The organism is Curtobacterium sp. RM9 (genome assembly GCF_054956955.1).
On record NZ_CM143271.1, the window covers coordinates 2,370,423 to 2,386,312 of the forward strand.

The 15,890-nt window shown below is 70.8% G+C and carries 17 protein-coding genes and 4 tRNA genes; 4 read left to right on the top strand and 17 right to left on the bottom strand.

Annotated features, from left to right (window positions below):
- Positions 1–30 precede the first annotated feature (30 nt).
- The 3 genes from ACY3FI_RS11135 to ACY3FI_RS11145 form a co-directional block, all read right to left on the bottom strand.
- Positions 31–1,332 carry an ABC transporter substrate-binding protein gene (locus tag ACY3FI_RS11135; protein WP_462547599.1) on the bottom strand — a complete coding sequence of 434 codons (1,302 nt, stop codon included), beginning with the start codon at positions 1,330–1,332 and terminating at the stop codon, positions 31–33.
- A gap of 117 nt (positions 1,333–1,449) precedes the next feature.
- Entirely contained in the window at positions 1,450–2,595 is a 1,146-nt protein-coding gene (locus ACY3FI_RS11140; protein ID WP_462547600.1) for a Gfo/Idh/MocA family protein, read from the bottom strand.
- The gene (locus ACY3FI_RS11145) at positions 2,592–3,338 is read right to left on the bottom strand and encodes a sugar phosphate isomerase/epimerase family protein (RefSeq protein WP_462547601.1); all 747 of its coding nucleotides are present in this window, start codon (positions 3,336–3,338) and stop codon (positions 2,592–2,594) included. Before ACY3FI_RS11145 ends, ACY3FI_RS11140 begins: the two co-directional genes overlap by 4 nt.
- Positions 3,339–3,482: 144 nt before the next feature.
- On the opposite strand from ACY3FI_RS11145, the gene ACY3FI_RS11150 reads away from it, so the two are divergent.
- Positions 3,483–4,694: an ROK family transcriptional regulator gene (locus ACY3FI_RS11150; protein ID WP_462547602.1), complete on the top strand. Its 1,212-nt coding sequence runs from the start codon at positions 3,483–3,485 to the stop codon at positions 4,692–4,694.
- 48 nt (positions 4,695–4,742) lie between these two features.
- Positions 4,743–5,477, top strand: coding sequence for a YqaJ viral recombinase family protein (locus ACY3FI_RS11155; RefSeq protein WP_462547603.1), 735 nt, complete (start codon positions 4,743–4,745; stop codon positions 5,475–5,477).
- Here the strand turns inward: ACY3FI_RS11155 and ACY3FI_RS11160 are convergent.
- From ACY3FI_RS11160 to ACY3FI_RS11185, 6 genes are all read right to left on the bottom strand, one after another.
- Positions 5,474–6,082 carry a Pr6Pr family membrane protein gene (locus ACY3FI_RS11160; protein ID WP_462547604.1) on the bottom strand — a complete coding sequence of 203 codons (609 nt, stop codon included), beginning with the start codon at positions 6,080–6,082 and terminating at the stop codon, positions 5,474–5,476. The genes ACY3FI_RS11155 and ACY3FI_RS11160 overlap by 4 nt on opposite strands.
- An 85-nt stretch (positions 6,083–6,167) precedes the next feature.
- On the bottom strand, positions 6,168–6,857 hold the full coding sequence (rplA, locus tag ACY3FI_RS11165; RefSeq protein ID WP_462547605.1) for a 50S ribosomal protein L1: 690 nt from the start codon (positions 6,855–6,857) through the stop codon (positions 6,168–6,170).
- An 86-nt stretch (positions 6,858–6,943) separates the two neighbouring features.
- Positions 6,944–7,375, bottom strand: coding sequence for a 50S ribosomal protein L11 (gene rplK, locus ACY3FI_RS11170; protein ID WP_017888638.1), 432 nt, complete (start codon positions 7,373–7,375; stop codon positions 6,944–6,946).
- Positions 7,376–7,517: 142 nt separating this feature from the next.
- Positions 7,518–8,570, bottom strand: a complete 1,053-nt coding sequence (gene nusG / locus ACY3FI_RS11175; RefSeq protein WP_462547606.1) for a transcription termination/antitermination protein NusG — start codon at positions 8,568–8,570, stop codon at positions 7,518–7,520.
- 119 nt (positions 8,571–8,689) lie between these two features.
- Positions 8,690–8,953 (bottom strand): preprotein translocase subunit SecE, encoded by a 264-nt coding sequence (gene secE, locus ACY3FI_RS11180; RefSeq protein WP_462550348.1) that lies wholly within the window; start codon positions 8,951–8,953, stop codon positions 8,690–8,692.
- 35 nt (positions 8,954–8,988) lie between these two features.
- A tRNA-Trp gene (locus ACY3FI_RS11185) sits at positions 8,989–9,061 on the bottom strand.
- Positions 9,062–9,213: 152 nt separating this feature from the next.
- Between ACY3FI_RS11185 and ACY3FI_RS11190 the strand changes: the two genes are divergently transcribed.
- Positions 9,214–10,443, top strand: a complete 1,230-nt coding sequence (locus ACY3FI_RS11190) for a pyridoxal phosphate-dependent aminotransferase (protein ID WP_462550349.1) — start codon at positions 9,214–9,216, stop codon at positions 10,441–10,443.
- A gap of 81 nt (positions 10,444–10,524) precedes the next feature.
- Here ACY3FI_RS11190 and ACY3FI_RS11195 read toward each other — a convergent pair whose 3' ends face one another.
- From ACY3FI_RS11195 to ACY3FI_RS11205, 3 genes are read right to left on the bottom strand one after another with little or no spacing between them, the layout of a single operon-like run.
- Entirely contained in the window at positions 10,525–11,553 is a 1,029-nt protein-coding gene (locus ACY3FI_RS11195; RefSeq protein WP_462547607.1) for a UDP-N-acetylmuramate dehydrogenase, read from the bottom strand.
- Positions 11,554–11,555: 2 nt separating this feature from the next.
- Positions 11,556–11,981, bottom strand: coding sequence for a MaoC/PaaZ C-terminal domain-containing protein (locus tag ACY3FI_RS11200; protein ID WP_462547608.1), 426 nt, complete (start codon positions 11,979–11,981; stop codon positions 11,556–11,558).
- Complete coding sequence (locus ACY3FI_RS11205; RefSeq protein ID WP_462547609.1) at positions 11,978–12,427, bottom strand: FAS1-like dehydratase domain-containing protein; 450 nt, start codon at positions 12,425–12,427, stop codon at positions 11,978–11,980. Before ACY3FI_RS11205 ends, ACY3FI_RS11200 begins: the two co-directional genes overlap by 4 nt.
- Before the next feature lie 115 nt (positions 12,428–12,542).
- Here ACY3FI_RS11205 and ACY3FI_RS11210 point away from each other — a divergent pair, with 115 nt between their 5' ends.
- Positions 12,543–12,932, top strand: coding sequence for a hypothetical protein (locus ACY3FI_RS11210; RefSeq protein ID WP_462547610.1), 390 nt, complete (start codon positions 12,543–12,545; stop codon positions 12,930–12,932).
- Positions 12,933–13,243: 311 nt separating this feature from the next.
- Here the strand turns inward: ACY3FI_RS11210 and ACY3FI_RS11215 are convergent.
- From ACY3FI_RS11215 to ACY3FI_RS11235, 5 genes are all read right to left on the bottom strand, one after another.
- Positions 13,244–13,320 (bottom strand) — tRNA-Met (locus ACY3FI_RS11215).
- Positions 13,321–13,352: 32 nt separating this feature from the next.
- Positions 13,353–13,424: transfer RNA gene (locus ACY3FI_RS11220), tRNA-Thr, on the bottom strand.
- A gap of 91 nt (positions 13,425–13,515) precedes the next feature.
- Positions 13,516–14,718 (bottom strand): M23 family metallopeptidase, encoded by a 1,203-nt coding sequence (locus tag ACY3FI_RS11225; RefSeq protein WP_462547611.1) that lies wholly within the window; start codon positions 14,716–14,718, stop codon positions 13,516–13,518.
- A 99-nt stretch (positions 14,719–14,817) separates the two neighbouring features.
- Entirely contained in the window at positions 14,818–15,639 is an 822-nt protein-coding gene (locus ACY3FI_RS11230; RefSeq protein ID WP_462547612.1) for an inositol monophosphatase family protein, read from the bottom strand.
- Positions 15,640–15,774: 135 nt separating this feature from the next.
- Positions 15,775–15,859, bottom strand: a tRNA-Tyr gene (locus ACY3FI_RS11235).
- Positions 15,860–15,890 lie beyond the last annotated feature (31 nt).

Below are 15,890 nucleotides of genomic sequence, written 5' to 3' on the forward strand. Positions count from 1 at the left end.
CTGCGGACGCGACCCGGGCCTCCAGGCGGGTCAACCGGCGGCCTGGGAGACCTGGTCCTGCGCGGTCTGCAGCGCCGACTTGATGTCGCTCTCGGACACCTTCGAGCCGGTGGCGATCTTGGCGAACATGTCGTTCATCGCCTTGCCGACCGTCGACTCGAACTGGTCCTCGGCGGGCACCAGCGGGAGCGGCTTCGCCTTGTTGTTGTAGATGTCGAGGAACGTCTTCGTCTGCTCGTCCGTCACGGAGTCAGCAGCCTCGGCGAGCACCGGCAGCGCCGAGTACGGCTTGTCCAGCGTCGTCTGCGTGTCCATGCTCGTCATGTACTTGACGAACTTGAGCGCGCCGTCCTTGTTCTTCGTGTTCTTGAAGATCGACAGGTTGATGCCGGCCGGGAAGCTGGCGATCTGCTCGCCGCCCTTGGGCGCCGGCAGCGCCACGACGCCGTACTCGTCCGACTTCATCCCGAGGGACTCGATCGTCGCGTTGGCGTTGTTCTGGTTGAGGATGAACGCGGCCTTCTTCTTCGCGAAGTCGGTCGTCGACTGCGTCGCGTTGTCGTACTGCGCGTTCGAGGGGTTGGCGACCTTCGCGTCCTGCATGAGGTCGAGGTAGCGCTTGATGCCGTCGACGTTCGCCTTCGACGTGAAGGTCGGCTTGCCGTCCTTGTCGAACCACTCGCCACCGTTCTGCGCCGAGTTGATGAACGCGAAGTGCGAGTTCTCGGTGTAGGAACCACCGGCGAGGCTGAAGCCGTACTTGCCGTCGGCGGTCAGCTTCTTCGCGTCCGCGACCATGTCCTCCCAGGTGGTGGGGGGCGTGAGTCCGGCGTCGGCGAGCATCTGCTTGTTGTAGTAGAGGCCGTACGCGAGGCCGTAGAGCGGGACGCTCGTGACGGTCTTGCCGGGCGCACCACCGGTGGAGAGCGCGACCTTGCCGAACTTGTCGGCACCGCCGATCGACTTCATCTCCGAGTCGCCGAACTCCTGGAAGGCGCCCGTCGCCTGGAGCGAGGTCGCCCAGGTGTTGCCGATGTTGACCACGTCCGGGCCCTGGCCCGAGGTGACGGCGGTCTGGATCTTGTTCTGCAGGTCGTTCCAACCGATGACCTGGAGGTTCACCTTGATCCCGGTCTCCTTGGTGAACTTCTCGAGGACGGGGGTGAGCACCTCCTTGTCGTTCTGCAGGGACGTGCCCTGGTTGGACGCCCAGTAGGTGAGCGTCTTCGAGTCGCCGGAGGAACCGGACGACCCGGAGGAGCAGGCTGCGAGGCCGGTCACGGTGAGTGCCGCGGCCGCGGTGATGGCCAGTGCGCGGATGGCAGTGCGCATGACTCTCTACTTTCTCGTCGTTGAGGTGGTGCAGGAGGTGGTGCGGTGGTGCTGTCGGGTGCTGCTGTGTGCTGCGGTGTCCTGCCCCCGGTCGGTGTCGGCCGGGGGCGCCGGCCGTCAGGCCAGGGTGGACGCCGCGGGGTCCCAGCCCTCCGGGAGGGTCGGGGAGGGTGCGACGGTGCTCTCCACGAGCACGGTCTCACCACGTTCGGCTGCCTCGGCGATGGAGACCATCACGTCGAGGACGTGGAAGGCGAGGGCACCGGGGACCCGGTTGTCCTCACCGGCACGCAGGGAGCGGGCGAGGTCGACCACGCCGGTGCCGCGCGAGTAGGTGGAGCCCACGGCGGGGATCGTCTCGGGCTCCTCGGCGCCGTGCGCGTAGAGCTCGGTGTCGCCGTCGAAGTTGTTCGGGTCCGGGAACACGACGGTGCCCTGCTCCCCCGCGATCTCGACGAAGCCGGTCCGGCCCCGGTCGGACTCGAACGAGAACACGCTCTGCGCGCTCGCGCCACTGGCGAACTGGATGAGCGCGGAGTGGTTCGTCGGCACGTCGACGGGGAACTCGGTGCCCGCCTTCGGGCCGGAGCCGATCGTGCGCGTGGCGCGGGACTTCGACGCGGTGGCCGTGACCTTCTCGACCGGACCGAAGACCTGCACGAGCGTGGTGATGTAGTACGGGCCGATGTCGAACAGCGGACCCGCGCCGTACGCGAACAGGAACTCGGGGCTCGGGTGCCACGACTCCGGGCCGGGGCTCTGGAAGAGCGTCAGGCCGTTGAGCGGGGCGCCGATCCGGCCGTCGCGGATCGTGCGGAGCGCGGTCTGCAGGCCGGCGCCGAGGAAGGTGTCCGGTGCGACGCTGACGGTCTTGCCGGCAGCGGCCGCGGCGTCGCGGAGCTGGGCGGCGCTCTCGCGGTCGAGTGCGTAGGGCTTCTCGCCCCACACGTGCTTGCCGGCGGCGAGGGCCTGCAGGGCGACCTCGACGTGGGCGGCGGGGATCGTCAGGTTGACGACGATCTCGATGTCGTCCTGGGCGAGGAGCTCGTCGACCGTGCCGGAGCCGGCGACGCCCCACTTCTCCGCCTGGGCCGCGGCGCGCTCGAGGTCGATGTCGGCGATGAAGCGGACGACGACGTCGGGGAACACCGTGAGGTTCGAGAGGTACTGGTCGGAGATGACCCCGGCGCCGATGACGCCGACGCCGACCGGGCCGGTCTTCGTCGTCCCGGCGGTCTGCTGGTCCACTGCGGTGTCGGTCATGCGCGGGCCCCCTGGAGGAACGTGTAGGAGTCGGCGACGGCCTGCATGACGTCGCCCTCGTGGTCGTCGAGCTCGACGACGTGCTGTGCGTCGGGCGCTGCCGCGACGATCTCGCGGATCGGCATGACGCCGTTGCCGACGGCGACCTGCTTCTTGTCGTCGTGCGAGCCGTCGCCGTCCTTGACGTGCAGGAACTGCACCTTGTCGCCGAGACGCTGGAGGACGGCCACCGGGTCGTCGCCGCCGACCTTCGCCCAGTAGGTGTCGAGCTCGAGCACGACGTCGTCGGACAGGGCGTCCGCGAAGACCTCGTACGCGGAGACGCCGTCGATGCGGTTCGAGAACTCGAACGCGTGGTTGTGGTAGCCGAGCACGAGTCCGTGGTCGGCGGCGCGCGGTGCGAGGGCGCTCAGTTCGCGAGCGATCGCCTCGACGTCCTCGCGTGTGGTCCACCGGGCCTCGTCGATGTGCGGGTCGATGAGCGTGCCGAGGCCGACCGTGACGCTGGCGTGGAAGATGCGCTCGAGGTCCTGCTCGCCCGCGTCGAGGAGCCGGGCGTGCCCGCTGGGGCTCTGCAGCCCGGCGGCGTCGAGGGCCTCGCGCAGCGCGTCGGCGCGGTCGACGAAGCCGAAGGCCTCGACGTCGGTGTAACCGATGTCGGCGAGACGCTGGAGCGTGCCGGGCAGATCGGCCGTCAGGGCGTCGCGGACCGTGTAGAGCTGGACCGAGAGGGGTTGGGTCACCAGGGGTTCTCCTCGTCGAGATGGTGCGGTCGTCTTCGACCGATCGTCACACTACGAGCACTTCTGTCGGCGGTCAAGCAGAAGTCCGAGGAACTTCGACGGACTTCATTGCGTGGCGTGTTCGATGTGTGCTTCACTCCCGACATGGTCGACTTGACTCGGACGGCAGCGTCGCCTCCGGTCGGGACGAGCGAGCTGTTCCAGATCCTGCGCGACGGTGTGCCGCGGACCCGGGCCGAACTCGCCGCCCTGACAGGACTCGCACGCTCGACGATCGGCGTGCGCCTCGATGCCCTGATCGAGGTCGGACTCGTCGGGCCCGTCGACACCGCCGCGTCCACCGGGGGCCGCCCGCCCGCGCAGGTCGCGCTCATGCCCCGCGCACGACTCGTGGTGGCGGCCGACCTCGGCGCCTCTCACGGCCGCGTCGCGGTCACCGACCTCGTCGCCGCGCCGCTCGCCACCCGCGAGGCGCGCATCGACATCGCCGCCGGCCCCGTCCCCACCCTGACCTGGCTCGTCGAGACCATCGACGCACTGCTCGACGAGGTCGGTCGCTCCCGCGCGGACGTCGTCGCGATCGGCATCGGCGTCCCCGGCCCGGTCGAGTTCTCCACCGGACGCCCCGCCAACCCGCCGATCATGCCCGGGTGGGACGGCTTCGACGTCCCCGGGTGGCTCCGGAACCACGTCGCCGCGCACGTCCTGCTCGACAACGACGTGAACATCGCCGCCCTCGGCGAGCGCGAGCACGGCTGGCCGGACGTCGACCACCTGCTGTTCGTCAAGGTCGCGACCGGCATCGGCTCCGGCATCGTCTCGGACGGCGAGCTCCAGCGCGGTGCACAGGGCACCGCGGGCGACATCGGCCACGTGCGGGTGTCCCGCGCCGGCGACGTCCCCTGCCACTGCGGCAACACCGGCTGCCTCGAGGCCGTCGCCTCCGGACCCGCCATCGCCCGCGCCCTGCGGACGAAGGGGCACGACGTGCACACGAGCGCCGACGTCATCGACCTCGTGAACCGCGCCGACCTCGACGCCATCTACGCCGTGCGCCAGGCCGGCCGCGACATCGGCGAGGTGCTCGCGACCTGCGTCTCGCTGATGAACCCGTCGGTGATCGCCCTCGGCGGCTCGATCACCCAGGCCGGGGAGCACCTGCTCGCCGGCGTCCGCGAGGTCGTCTACTCACGCTCGATGCCGCTCGCCACCGAGCACCTCGTCATCGCCCAGTCCCGTGCCGGGTCGGTCGCCGCACTGCAGGGCGCAGCCGCCCTCGCGATCGGCTACGCCCTCTCCCCCGCGGGCGTCGACGAGCTCGTTGCGTTCGCCGAGGGCCGACAGCTGGTGTCCTGACCGCGTGCCGGTTCGCGCGGTGTCGGCCCGAGGGGTGAGAATCGTCCGGTGACGATCGTGCAGCCCACCCTGTGGGGCGACCTGGACCCGGGCCTCGACGGCTCCGGTCTGGAGGCCCCGGGCGCGTCCGCCTCGTCGGCCCACGGCCGACGCACGGCCGGCTCCACCGCCCCCGGTCGCGCCGCGCACGACGCCTTCACCGCGCTCCGCGGCCACACCGAACGGATCGTGGCCCACTCGTCCGACCGCGTCTCCTGGCTCCGCGCCCGCGCGATGGGGATCACCGCGACCGACGTCGCCCGGCTCGCCTCGCTCCGCGCCGTCGACGCCGTGGTGACCGAGAAGCGGTACGGCTCCCGGTTCTCCGGAAACCCGTTCACCGAGCACGGCAAGGAGCGCGAGCCGGTCATCGCCGCCTGGGTGGCCGCGACGCACGGCATCCAGCCATCGGCGCACCTCTTCCACGCCGCGACCAACCGGGCACACCTCGCCACGCCGGACGGCGTCGGGGTGGACGCCACCGACCGCGTCGTCCTCGCCGAGATCAAGACCACCGGCAAGGCGTGGCGGAGCATCCCCCGGCACTACCTGCGACAGGTCTGGTGGCAGCAGTACGTCCTCGACGCCGATCGCACGCTGTTCGTGTGGGAACGGCACGACGGCTTCGTGCCGGTGGCCGACGAGCCGGAGTGCCGCTGGGTCGACCGCGACGACGACCAGATCCGCGGGCTCATCCAGCTCGCCGACCTCGTGCTCGACCGACTGCGCGACTTCCGGGTCTAGACCCGCACCAGTCGCAGGCGACTGATCCCGACGACGAGCACGCCCATCAACGCGATGAACACCGCGATGCCGAGGCAGTAGAGCGCCACGTCGCCGTACCCGAGGCCCGGGTCCAGGAACGGGTACGGCACCCAGCCGTCGGTGGCGCCGCGGACCAGGATCACGACCAGCCACACGGCGGGGTAGACCAGGAACCACCAGACGTCGCGCATGAGGAGCTTCGCCCGGTCGGAGAACAGCAGCCAGTCGAGCACCACGTACAGCGGGATCCACCGGTGCAGCGTGTCGTTCGACCACTGCACCGAGGTCTGCACGTCCACGTTCACGAGCAGCGTGTTGTACACGAGGCCCGTCGTGGCGATGTACACGGTGGCAGCCCCGCGGAGCAGGCTCACCACCCGGTCGCCCCGCTTCCGACGGGCCGCGGCGACCAGGGTCAGGGCGAGGGCGACGGCCACGAAGACGTTCGACTGGATCGTGAAGTAGCCGAAGAAGTTCCAGAACCGGTACTCCGGTGTCGTCGAGCTGACGAGCCACTGGGCGACGATCGCTGCGACGATCGCGATGACCGCGATCAGCCGGAGGGAGTTGACGAGGGTCCGCACGGTGCCACGCTAGCGGGACCGCGAGCCGACACGCAGGAAGGCCCGCACCAGAACCGGTGCGGGCCTTCCTGGAACGATCAGTGGATCAGATCGAGTTGACGTCGAGCGGGATGCCCGGGCCGAAGGTCGTCGAGACGGCGCCCTTCATGATGTAGCGGCCCTTCGAGGCGCTCGGCTTGAGGCGGTTGATCTCCTCGAGCGCGGTCGAGATGTTCTCGTCGAGCTGCTCCGGCGTGAACGAGGCCTTGCCGACGACGAAGTGCACGTTGGCGTGCTTGTCGACGCGGAACTCGATCTTACCGCCCTTGATGTCGTTGACGGCCTGCGCCACGTTCGGGGTCACGGTGCCGGTCTTCGGGTTCGGCATGAGGCCACGCGGGCCGAGCACCTTGCCGAGACGACCGACCTTGCCCATGAGCTCCGGCGTCGCGACGGCGGAGTCGAAGGCGGTGTAGCCCTCGGCGACCTTCGCGATGAGCTCGTCGCCGCCGACCTCGTCCGCACCGGCGGCGATGGCGGCCTCAGCCGCAGCGCCGACCGCGAAGACGATGACGCGGGCGGTCTTGCCCGTGCCGTGCGGCAGGATGACCGTGCCACGGACCATCTGGTCCGCCTTGCGCGGGTCGACGCCGAGCTTGAGCGCGACCTCGACCGTGGAGTCGGTCTTCGAGGAACCGGTCTCCTTAGCCAGGGCGACGGCCTCGGTCGGGGTGTAGAACTTGTCGGCCTCGATCTTCGCGGCCGCGGCCTGGTAGGCCTTGGACTTCTTCGCCATGGTGTTCTCCTTGGGAGCTACGTGGTTGACGAGCCGGCGAGGCTCTCCCACGGAAGGGTTGGGGTGTGTGCCTGAAGCGGTGAGGCTCAGGCCTCGACCGTGATGCCCATCGAGCGCGCGGTGCCGGCGATGATCTTCGCGGCCTGCTCGATGTCGTTGGCGTTCAGGTCGGCCTGCTTGGTCTCGGCGATCTGACGGACCTGGTCCATCGAGATCTTCGCGACCTTGACCGTGTGCGGGGTCGAGGACCCCTTCTGCACACCCGCTGCCTTCTTGATGAGCTCCGCGGCCGGCGGGGTCTTGAGGACGAACGTGAACGAACGGTCCTCGTAGACGGTGATCTCGACCGGGACGACGTTTCCGCGCTGCGACTCGGTCGCGGCGTTGTACGCCTTGCAGAACTCCATGATGTTCACGCCGTGCTGACCCAGCGCCGGACCGATCGGCGGGGCCGGGTTGGCGGCGCCCGCGTTGATCTGCAGCTTGATCAGGCCCGTGACCTTCTTCTTCGGTGCCATTCTTCGCTTTCCTCCTGGAATCGAACGCACGGGGACCCGTGCACTCTCCCGCTGGCCCGGCCGTTCCGGACCGCGGTGAAGCCCCGCATGCCGCAGCGTGCGGGGCCAAACCTCAGTAGTCTAGCCGATCCTCGGGATCGGTCTAGAGCTTGGTGACCTGGTCGAAGCTGAGCTCGACCGGCGTCTCGCGCTCGAACAGCGAGACGAGGACCGTGAGCTTGCCGCTCTCCGGCTTGATCTCGGAGATCGACCCCGGCAGACCCGCGAACGAGCCCTCCTTGATGGTGATCGTCTCGCCGATCTCGAAGTCGACCTCGGCCTGCGGCTGCGCCTGTGCGGCACCGCCGGACTTGCCCCCGCCCTTGGTCGGAGCGGCCTCGGCGACCTGCACGAGCGACTTCAGCATGCCGAACGCCTCGTCGAAACGGAGCGGCGTCGGGTTGTGGGCGTTGCCGACGAAGCCGGTGACACCCGGCGTGTGACGGACGACCGACCACGAGTCCTCGTCGAGGTCCATGCGGACGAGCACGTACGAGGGGATCCGGACGCGGGTGACCAGCTTGCGCTGCCCGTTCTTGATCTCGACGACGTCCTCCATCGGGACCTCGACCTGGTAGATGTAGTCCTCCATCGACATCGACACCATGCGGTTCTCGATGTTCGACTTCACGCGGCGCTCGAAGCCCGCGTAGGAGTGGATGACGTACCACTTGCCCGGCTTCATCCGCAGCTCGGCCTTGAAGGCCTCGTACGGGTCGACCTCGGCTTCCTCGGCGTCGTCGCCGAGCGCGTCCGCTGCCTCGTCGGCGGCGATCGTGGCGTTCGCCTCGGCGGCGGACTCGGCCTCGAGCTCGAGTTCCTCTTCGTCCTCGACCGCCTCGACGGCGGCCTCGGCCTCGTCGGCGGTGTCGATCTCGAGCGCGTCGTCGACGATCGCGTCGGCCTCGGGGTCGCGGGACTCGGCGAGGGCGGTGAGCGCCTCGTCGATGGAGGTGTCGACCGTGCCGTCGTCCGGCTCGTCGCTCAGCCCGAGGGACTCGTCGTCCTCGTCCTCGATCGAGATCGCACGCTCTTCAGCCGACTCGACCGAACGCCCCTCGGCCGTCTCGACGTCGCCTTCCTGGTTCTCCTCGACCTCGGAGGACTGCTCGGCAGCCGTGGCGAGATCGATGTCGTCGCGGGAGTTGTCAGACACTGTCGGTTCTTTCCGTTCGGTTGTGCGGGTCGGGTTGGCGGGCGGAGTGCTTCACGTCCGTCGCCGTCTCGGGCGACCGTACTCCTGTCCGCACGCGGACAGGACAGCCGAGGTCCGGGTCAGGCCGTGGGCCCGTTGCCGAAGACGTAGCCGACGCCGAGACCGAACACGAAGTCGAGGATCGAGACCAGGATCATCATCACGACGACGAAGACCAGGACGACACCGGTGTAGCTGAAGAGCTCCTTGCGGGTCGGCGTGACGACCTTGCGCAGTTCGCCGATGACCTGGCGGATGAAGAGCACGATGGCAGCGAAGGGACCACGGCGGTCAGCCCGGTCGCGCTTCGCCTTGGCGACGACGTCGTCCGCCGTCGTCTCCATGTCTTTGCTCGCCAACTTCTACCCTTCCAGATTTGCAGGGCGGACAGGACTCGAACCTGCAACCTGCGGTTTTGGAGACCGCTGCTCTACCAATTGAGCCACCGCCCTTCGCAACACGTTCCGTCACCGTTCCGTGTTCCGGTGGTCGAGTGTACGGGAGTCGATCACACGGTGTCCACTTGACGGATGCTCCGGCGTGCCGCGCCGATAGGCTGGGGGCCGTGAGCACCGAAGCCCCCGGCCCCGAGTCCACCGCCCACCTGCCGTCCAGCGCCGCCGCCGCCGCGCCCGCCGACCGGCCGCGGATCGCGTCGCGCATCGCCGCGATCGCCGAGTCTGCCACGCTCAAGGTCGATGCGAAGGCCAAGGCGCTGAAGGCCGCCGGGCGTCCCGTCGTCTCCTTCGCCGCGGGCGAGCCGGACTTCGCCACGCCGCCGCACGTCGTCGACGCCGCGGTGCAGGCCGCGCAGGACCCGGCGAACCACCGGTACACGCCGGCCACCGGCCTGCCCGAACTCAAGCGCGCGATCGCCGACAAGACGGCACGCGAGTCCGGCATCGCCGTCGACCCGTCGCAGGTCATCGTCACGAACGGCGGCAAGCAGGCCGTCTACCAGGCCTTCCAGACCATCGTCGACGCGGGTGACGAGGTCCTCCTCCCCGCCCCGTACTGGACCACGTACCCCGAGGCGATCGCCCTCGCGGGCGGTGTGCCGGTCGAGGTCTTCGCCGGCAGCGACCAGGACTACCTCGTCACGGTCGAGCAGCTCGAGGCCGCACGGACCCCGCGCACGAAGGCCCTGCTGTTCTGCTCCCCCTCGAACCCGACGGGCTCGGTGTACTCCGCCGAGCAGACGAAGGCGATCGGCGAGTGGGCGCTCGAGCACGGCATCTGGGTGATCAGCGACGAGATCTACCAGGACCTCGTCTACGACGGCGTCCGCTTCACGGGCATCCTCGAGGCGGTCCCGGCCCTCGCCGACACGACGATCCTCGTGAACGGCGTCGCGAAGACGTACGCGATGACCGGCTGGCGCGTCGGGTGGTTCATCGGCCCGGCCGACGCAGTGAAGGCAGCGTCCAACCTGCAGTCGCACCTGTCGTCGAACGTCTCGAACGTGTCGCAGCGCGCCGCGATCGCCGCCCTGACGGGCCCCCAAGAGCCCGTCGAGGCGATGCGCGAGGCCTTCGACCGCCGCCGCCGAGCGATCGTCGCCGGCCTCAACGCGATCCCGGGCGTCGTCACGCCCACCCCGCAGGGTGCCTTCTACGTCTACCCCGACGTGACGGCGCTGCTCGGCCGCGAGTGGGCCGGCTCGACCCCGACCACCACGCTCGAGCTCGCCGACCTGATCCTCGAGCACGCCGAGGTCGCGGTGGTGCCGGGCGAGGCCTTCGGCCCGTCGGGCTACCTCCGCCTGTCCTACGCGCTCGGCGACGACGACATCGCCGAGGGCGTCCGCCGCCTGACGGAGTTCTTCTCCGCCTGACCCGGTGACGACGGGCCCGTCTCCTGCAGGAGACGGGCCCGTCGTCGTTCCGGCACGACCGGTCTGGAGGCGCGTGGCGCGTCAGGCGAGCAGGTCGCCCACCACGACGGGTTCCGGCACGAGCGAGACCCCGAAGCGGTTGAGGACGGTCACCTGGACGTAGCGGGCGAGCTCCGCGACCTGCGCCGCGGTCGCGCCGCCTCGGTTCGTGAGCGCGAGCGTGTGCTTGGTCGAGATCCCCGCGCGGGAGCCCGGCACCGCGTAGCCGCGGTGCACCCCGGCGTGCTCGATGAGCCACGCAGCGCTGAGCTTGACGTCCCCGCCGGCGAGCCAGCGCGGCGCGTCAGCGGGCAGCGTGTCCGCGAAGGCGGCCGAGACGATCGGGTTCGTGAAGAACGACCCCGCGCTCCACGTGTCCGGGTCGGCGTCGTCGAGCACCATGCCCTTCGAGGACCGCAGCCGCAACACGGTCTCGCGGATCGTGGCCGGGTCGACCGGGGTGCCGAGCTCGACGCCGAGCGACCCGGCGAGCTGGGCGTACCGGACCGGCACGCCGGCCTCGGGCGCCGTGCCGAGCCGGAACTCCACCGTCAGGACCACGCCCCGGCGTCCGTGCTTCAGTGTCGAGGTGCGGTAGCCGAGCGCCAGCTCGGCCGCGTCCACCCACGCGCGCTCCCCCGTCGACGCGTCGAGGAACTCGACCCGGGTGAGCACGTCGGACAGTTCGACCCCGTAGGCGCCGATGTTCTGCACCGGGGACGCACCGACGGTGCCCGGGATGCCGCTGAGCGCCTCCAGGCCGGTCCATCCGTTGTCGACGGTCGTGGCGACGAACGCGTCCCACGGCTCACCGGCCGCGACGCGGACGGTGACGCCGTCGGCGGTCCCCTCGTGCTCGATGCCGCGCGTGCGGACGAGCACGACGGTGCCGGCGAAGCCGTCGTCTGCGGCGAGGAGGTTGCTGCCGCCGCCGAGGACGAGCCACTCGTCGTCGGACCATGCGTCGTGCGCCGCGGCGACCAGTTCGTCGGTCGTCGTGGCCGTGAGGACGCGGGTGGCCGGACCGCCGACGCGCAGCGTCGTGAGGTCGGCGAGCACGGGGTCCGACACGGTCAGCGGAACGCCACCGTGACCTGCGCCTTGCCGAGCACGGTCTGCCCGGCGGCGGTCACGGTGAGGTCGATGCGCTGCGGACGGCCGTCCTCGTCGACGGTGCCGACCTTCGCGACGACGCTGACGGTCGCGCCCTGCTCCGGGTCGACCACGACGGGCCGGGTGAAGCGCACGCCGTAGCGGACGACCCAGCCGCGGTCGCCGAGCCACTCGGAGACCGGCTGGACGGCGAGGCCCATCGTGAGCATGCCGTGCGCGAGGACACCGGGCAGCCCGACGGAGGCGGCCACGTCGTCGCGGTAGTGGATGGGGTTGAAGTCGCCCGAGGCGCCGGCGTACCGGACGAGCGAGTCACGGGTGAGGTGGACGTCGCGTTCGGCGACGACGGTGCCGACCTCGACGGTGGTGGCGGGTGCGGTGCTCATGCGTCTGCTCCTCGGACGACGAGGGTGGACGTGGCCGTGACGACGTGCTCGCCGTCGGCGTCGACCACGGCGGACTCGGCGGTGACCATGGCGTTGCCGCCGAGGGTCTTGACGCTCGTGACCGTCAGGGTCGCGGTGAGCTCGTCGCCGGCGACGATCGGGCGGTCGTAGGTGAACGCCTGCTCGCCGTGCACGACGCGCGAGAAGTCGATGCCGGCGTCCGGCTCGGCGAGGAGCTGGGCGAGCGTCGCCTCCTGCACCACGACGGCGAAGGTCGGGGGTGCGACGACGTCCGCGTACCCCGCGGCACGCGCGGCCTCGGGGTCGTGGTGGACCGGGTTCGTCGCGAAGACGGCACGGGAGAACTCGCGCACCTTCTCACGACCGACCAGGTAGGGCTGGGCCGGCGGGAACGTCCTGCCGACGAGCTCGGGGTTCACAGACACGTCCGGGAGTCTAACCGCTGGTCTTCCAGGTGTTCATGAGTTTGCATCGGTTATGCTGCGGGGACGCGGCACCGGGGGGCGCCGCGCCGTACCGACTCCGGGGATGGGGAGAGCAATGGAGACGACGACCGAGTTCGCGGTGCACACCGGCGACCGCTGCACGGCCATGGAGGTCGCGGGCGCGACCCTCCGGCAGGCGGGACACCGGGTGGAGTCCACCGGCGGGACGATCACCGCGACCCGGGGCAGCCGGGCGCTGACGATCCTGCTCGGGGCACTCGTCCACCCGACGCGGGAGTTCCGACGGTACGAGCTGTCGACGACCGTCACGGGGACCTCGACCACGATCACGCTGCGGCACTCGGGGCACGGCACCGCGGTGTCCGGCGGGGGCATCGGTGCGGGGCGTCGGCGCACGGCGTGGCACCAGGTCACGACGTCGATCGAGGGGTCGCTGCGCTCGGCCGGCGTGCTCGTCGCGCGGACGGACCGCCGCGCGTCCTGAGCCGCGAGGCGCTGGCGCGGGCGCGGGACGGGGCTGCGCGCGGGGCGTCCGGCGCGGGCGCCTGGCGCTTCCGGGCATGCCCGGCGTTCCCGGGCGTACCCGACGTCCCTGCGCACCAGGTACGCCCGATCACACTTCCCATCGCGCGCGCGACGGGAAACACCGGGCACGCACGAGCAGCACGGCGAACGTGGGCCGGGCTGGACCGGATCGACTCCGACACCGCACCACCGACGCCCGAGCGCGGCAGGCACGACCGGCGCACTCCCCCCGGGAACGACGAAAGCCCGGCGAAGAGATCGCCGGGCCCGTGGTAGCGAGGACGGGACTTGAACCCGTGACCCCACGATTATGAGTCGTGTGCTCTAACCAACTGAGCTACCCCGCCAGAGATCCGGAGCAACTACAGCTCCGGGTCGGAGCCCCGAGTCAGGATTGAACTGACGACCCCTTCCTTACCATGGAAGTGCTCTACCACTGAGCTATCGGGGCGAGTGCCGCTCGGCGGCACCACACGAGGATAGCAGACCCGCGACGGTGGTCAGGAACCGGACGTGACGCCCGGGCGTGCCGCGCGGATCCGCTAGTTCGCGTTGGCCCGGAGCCAGGTCAGCGGGTCCACCGGGACGCCGTCGACGTGGATCTCCAGGTGCAGGTGCGGCCCGGTCGAGTTGCCCGTCGAGCCGACCTCGCCGAGCTCGTCACCGACCTCGACCGTCTGACCCGAGACGACCTTGAAGGTGTCGTCCTTCATGTGGCCGTAGACGCTGACGAACTGCTTGCCGTCGACGTCGTGCTGGACCCAGACGTCGTTGCCGAAGCCGCCGTCGTGCGCCTGCACCTTGATGACGGTGCCCGCGGCGACCGACCGGATCGGGGTGCCCTCGCCGGGCGCGAAGTCGACGCCCATGTGGTTCGTGGAGCAGAACGAGCACCCCTCGACCTGACGGCCGCCGAAGCCGGACGTGATCGGGACGCCGGTGAGGAACGGCCACTGGATCGTGCCGGCGGGGTCGTTCGTGAAGCTCGAGGCGTCGACGTTCTTGTACTGCGTCGCCGCGGTCACCGAGTACTGGTCGCGGCCGGTCTCGGCGTCACCGGCTCCGGCCTCGACGCTGAGCGACTGGGTCGCGCCCGTGGCGCCGGAACGGACCGAGGAGCCGTCGGCACCCGGGGTCCAGAAGGCCTGCGCGGGCACGGACGTGGAGACGACGAGCCCCGCGGCGAAGAGCAGGGCACCGACCGCGGTCACCCGCGAGGCAGCACGGCGGAACGAGGCGCCCGCGGGTCGGGCGGGTGTCGCCGCGGCGCGCGCGGGGGCTGCCGGGATGTGGCGGGTGGCGCGGTCGGCGTGCACCGTGGCGGCGCTCCGGACCGGACGGCGACCCCGCGATGCGGGCACCTGGCCGATCACCCGGCGGGGCGAGGACGCAGCGGGCGCGGCTGCACGCACGCTGTCCACACCCGCCGAGCCGGCCTCGGTCACGGCAGCGGGCGCAGCGGCCACGGCCGACCCGACGACGGGCGACGTCGGCGCCGGCGGCGTGACCACGCCCGAGGTCGGCTCCGGCAGCACCGGCGAGGACGGTGCGAGGTCGATCGGGGAGACCGGGGCGGCCGGGGTCGTCGGCGCCGCGGCCTGGAGCACGTCCTCGAAGGACGCACCCGAGGCGGTCGCCGCCGCTCGTTCCGCTTCGCGCCGAGCCCGTCGGGTCAGGTGGACGACCGGTTCCGGTGCGTCGACGGTGCCGTTCGTGTGGCCGGACGTGAGAGAGGAGTGGGGCATGCGTTCGCGAGTGATCCTGATCGGGGCGTGGTGCGCTCGATGGTAACGAGCAGGTAACGGGACTGGAGCACGCTAGCAAACGTGCCGCCGCCCCGCCAGTCAGTCCCCGAGGACACCCAGCTCCAGGAAGCGCAGCAGGCCCTCGAGCTCGTCCGCCACGGCGGGGCTCGCGAAGAGGAACGAGCGGGTGCCGCCGGCCTCCCAGATCCGCACCGTCGCACCGGCTTCCGCGGCGACCATCGACCCGGCGGCGATGTCCCACGCGTTCACCCCGCGCTCGTAGTACGCGTCCACCGTGCCGACCCCGACCGCGCAGGAGTCGAGTGACGCCGACCCGCCCCGGCGGATGTCACGCACCTCGCCGATGAGCCCGGCGAGCACCGCGACCTGCTCACGGCGGCGGTCGGCGGTGTAGCCGAAGCCGGTGGCGACGAGGGTCTCGGCGAGCGACGCCGGCGTCCGGACGCGGAGCGGCACGCCGTCCCGGGTCGCGCCCTGCCCGGCGACCGCACGGTGGACGACGCCGGTGGCCGGGGCGACGACGACCCCCGCGATCGGCTCCCACGTCATCGGGTCGGCACTCCCCCGGACGACACCGATGCTCACGCCGTACTCGGCGCTGCCGTAGAGGTAGTTGACGGTGCCGTCGATCGGGTCGACCACCCACGTGATGCCCGAGGTCCCCGTGCCGCTGCCGGACTCCTCGCCGTGGAAGGCGTCCTCGGGCCGCGCCTCGGCGATGCGGGCACGGATGAGCGCCTCGACCTCGCGGTCGGCCGCGGTGACGACGTCGACGATGCTCGACTTCCGGTCGGCCACCTCGACCCCCTCGGCACGACGTCGGGCCGCGAGAGCGGCTGCTTCGAGCGCGATCGACTCGGCGAGGTCGGCGAACTGGACGGGGGTTGAGGACTCCGGCATGCCCCCAGCCTGCCGCACCACGACCCTGCCGGACCGCGAACGGCCCACGACGCGAACAGCGGACCGCGGACGACGCAGAACGCGGACGACCCGGAACGCGAACGGCCCCGACCAGTGAGGTCGGGGCCGTGTCCGTGGTGGCGAGTGAGGGATTCGAACCCCCGAAGGCTACGCCGGCTGATTTACAGTCAGATCCCTTTGGCCGCTTGGGTAACTCGCCATGCGCGCACCCGGCTCGTGTGATCACCAAC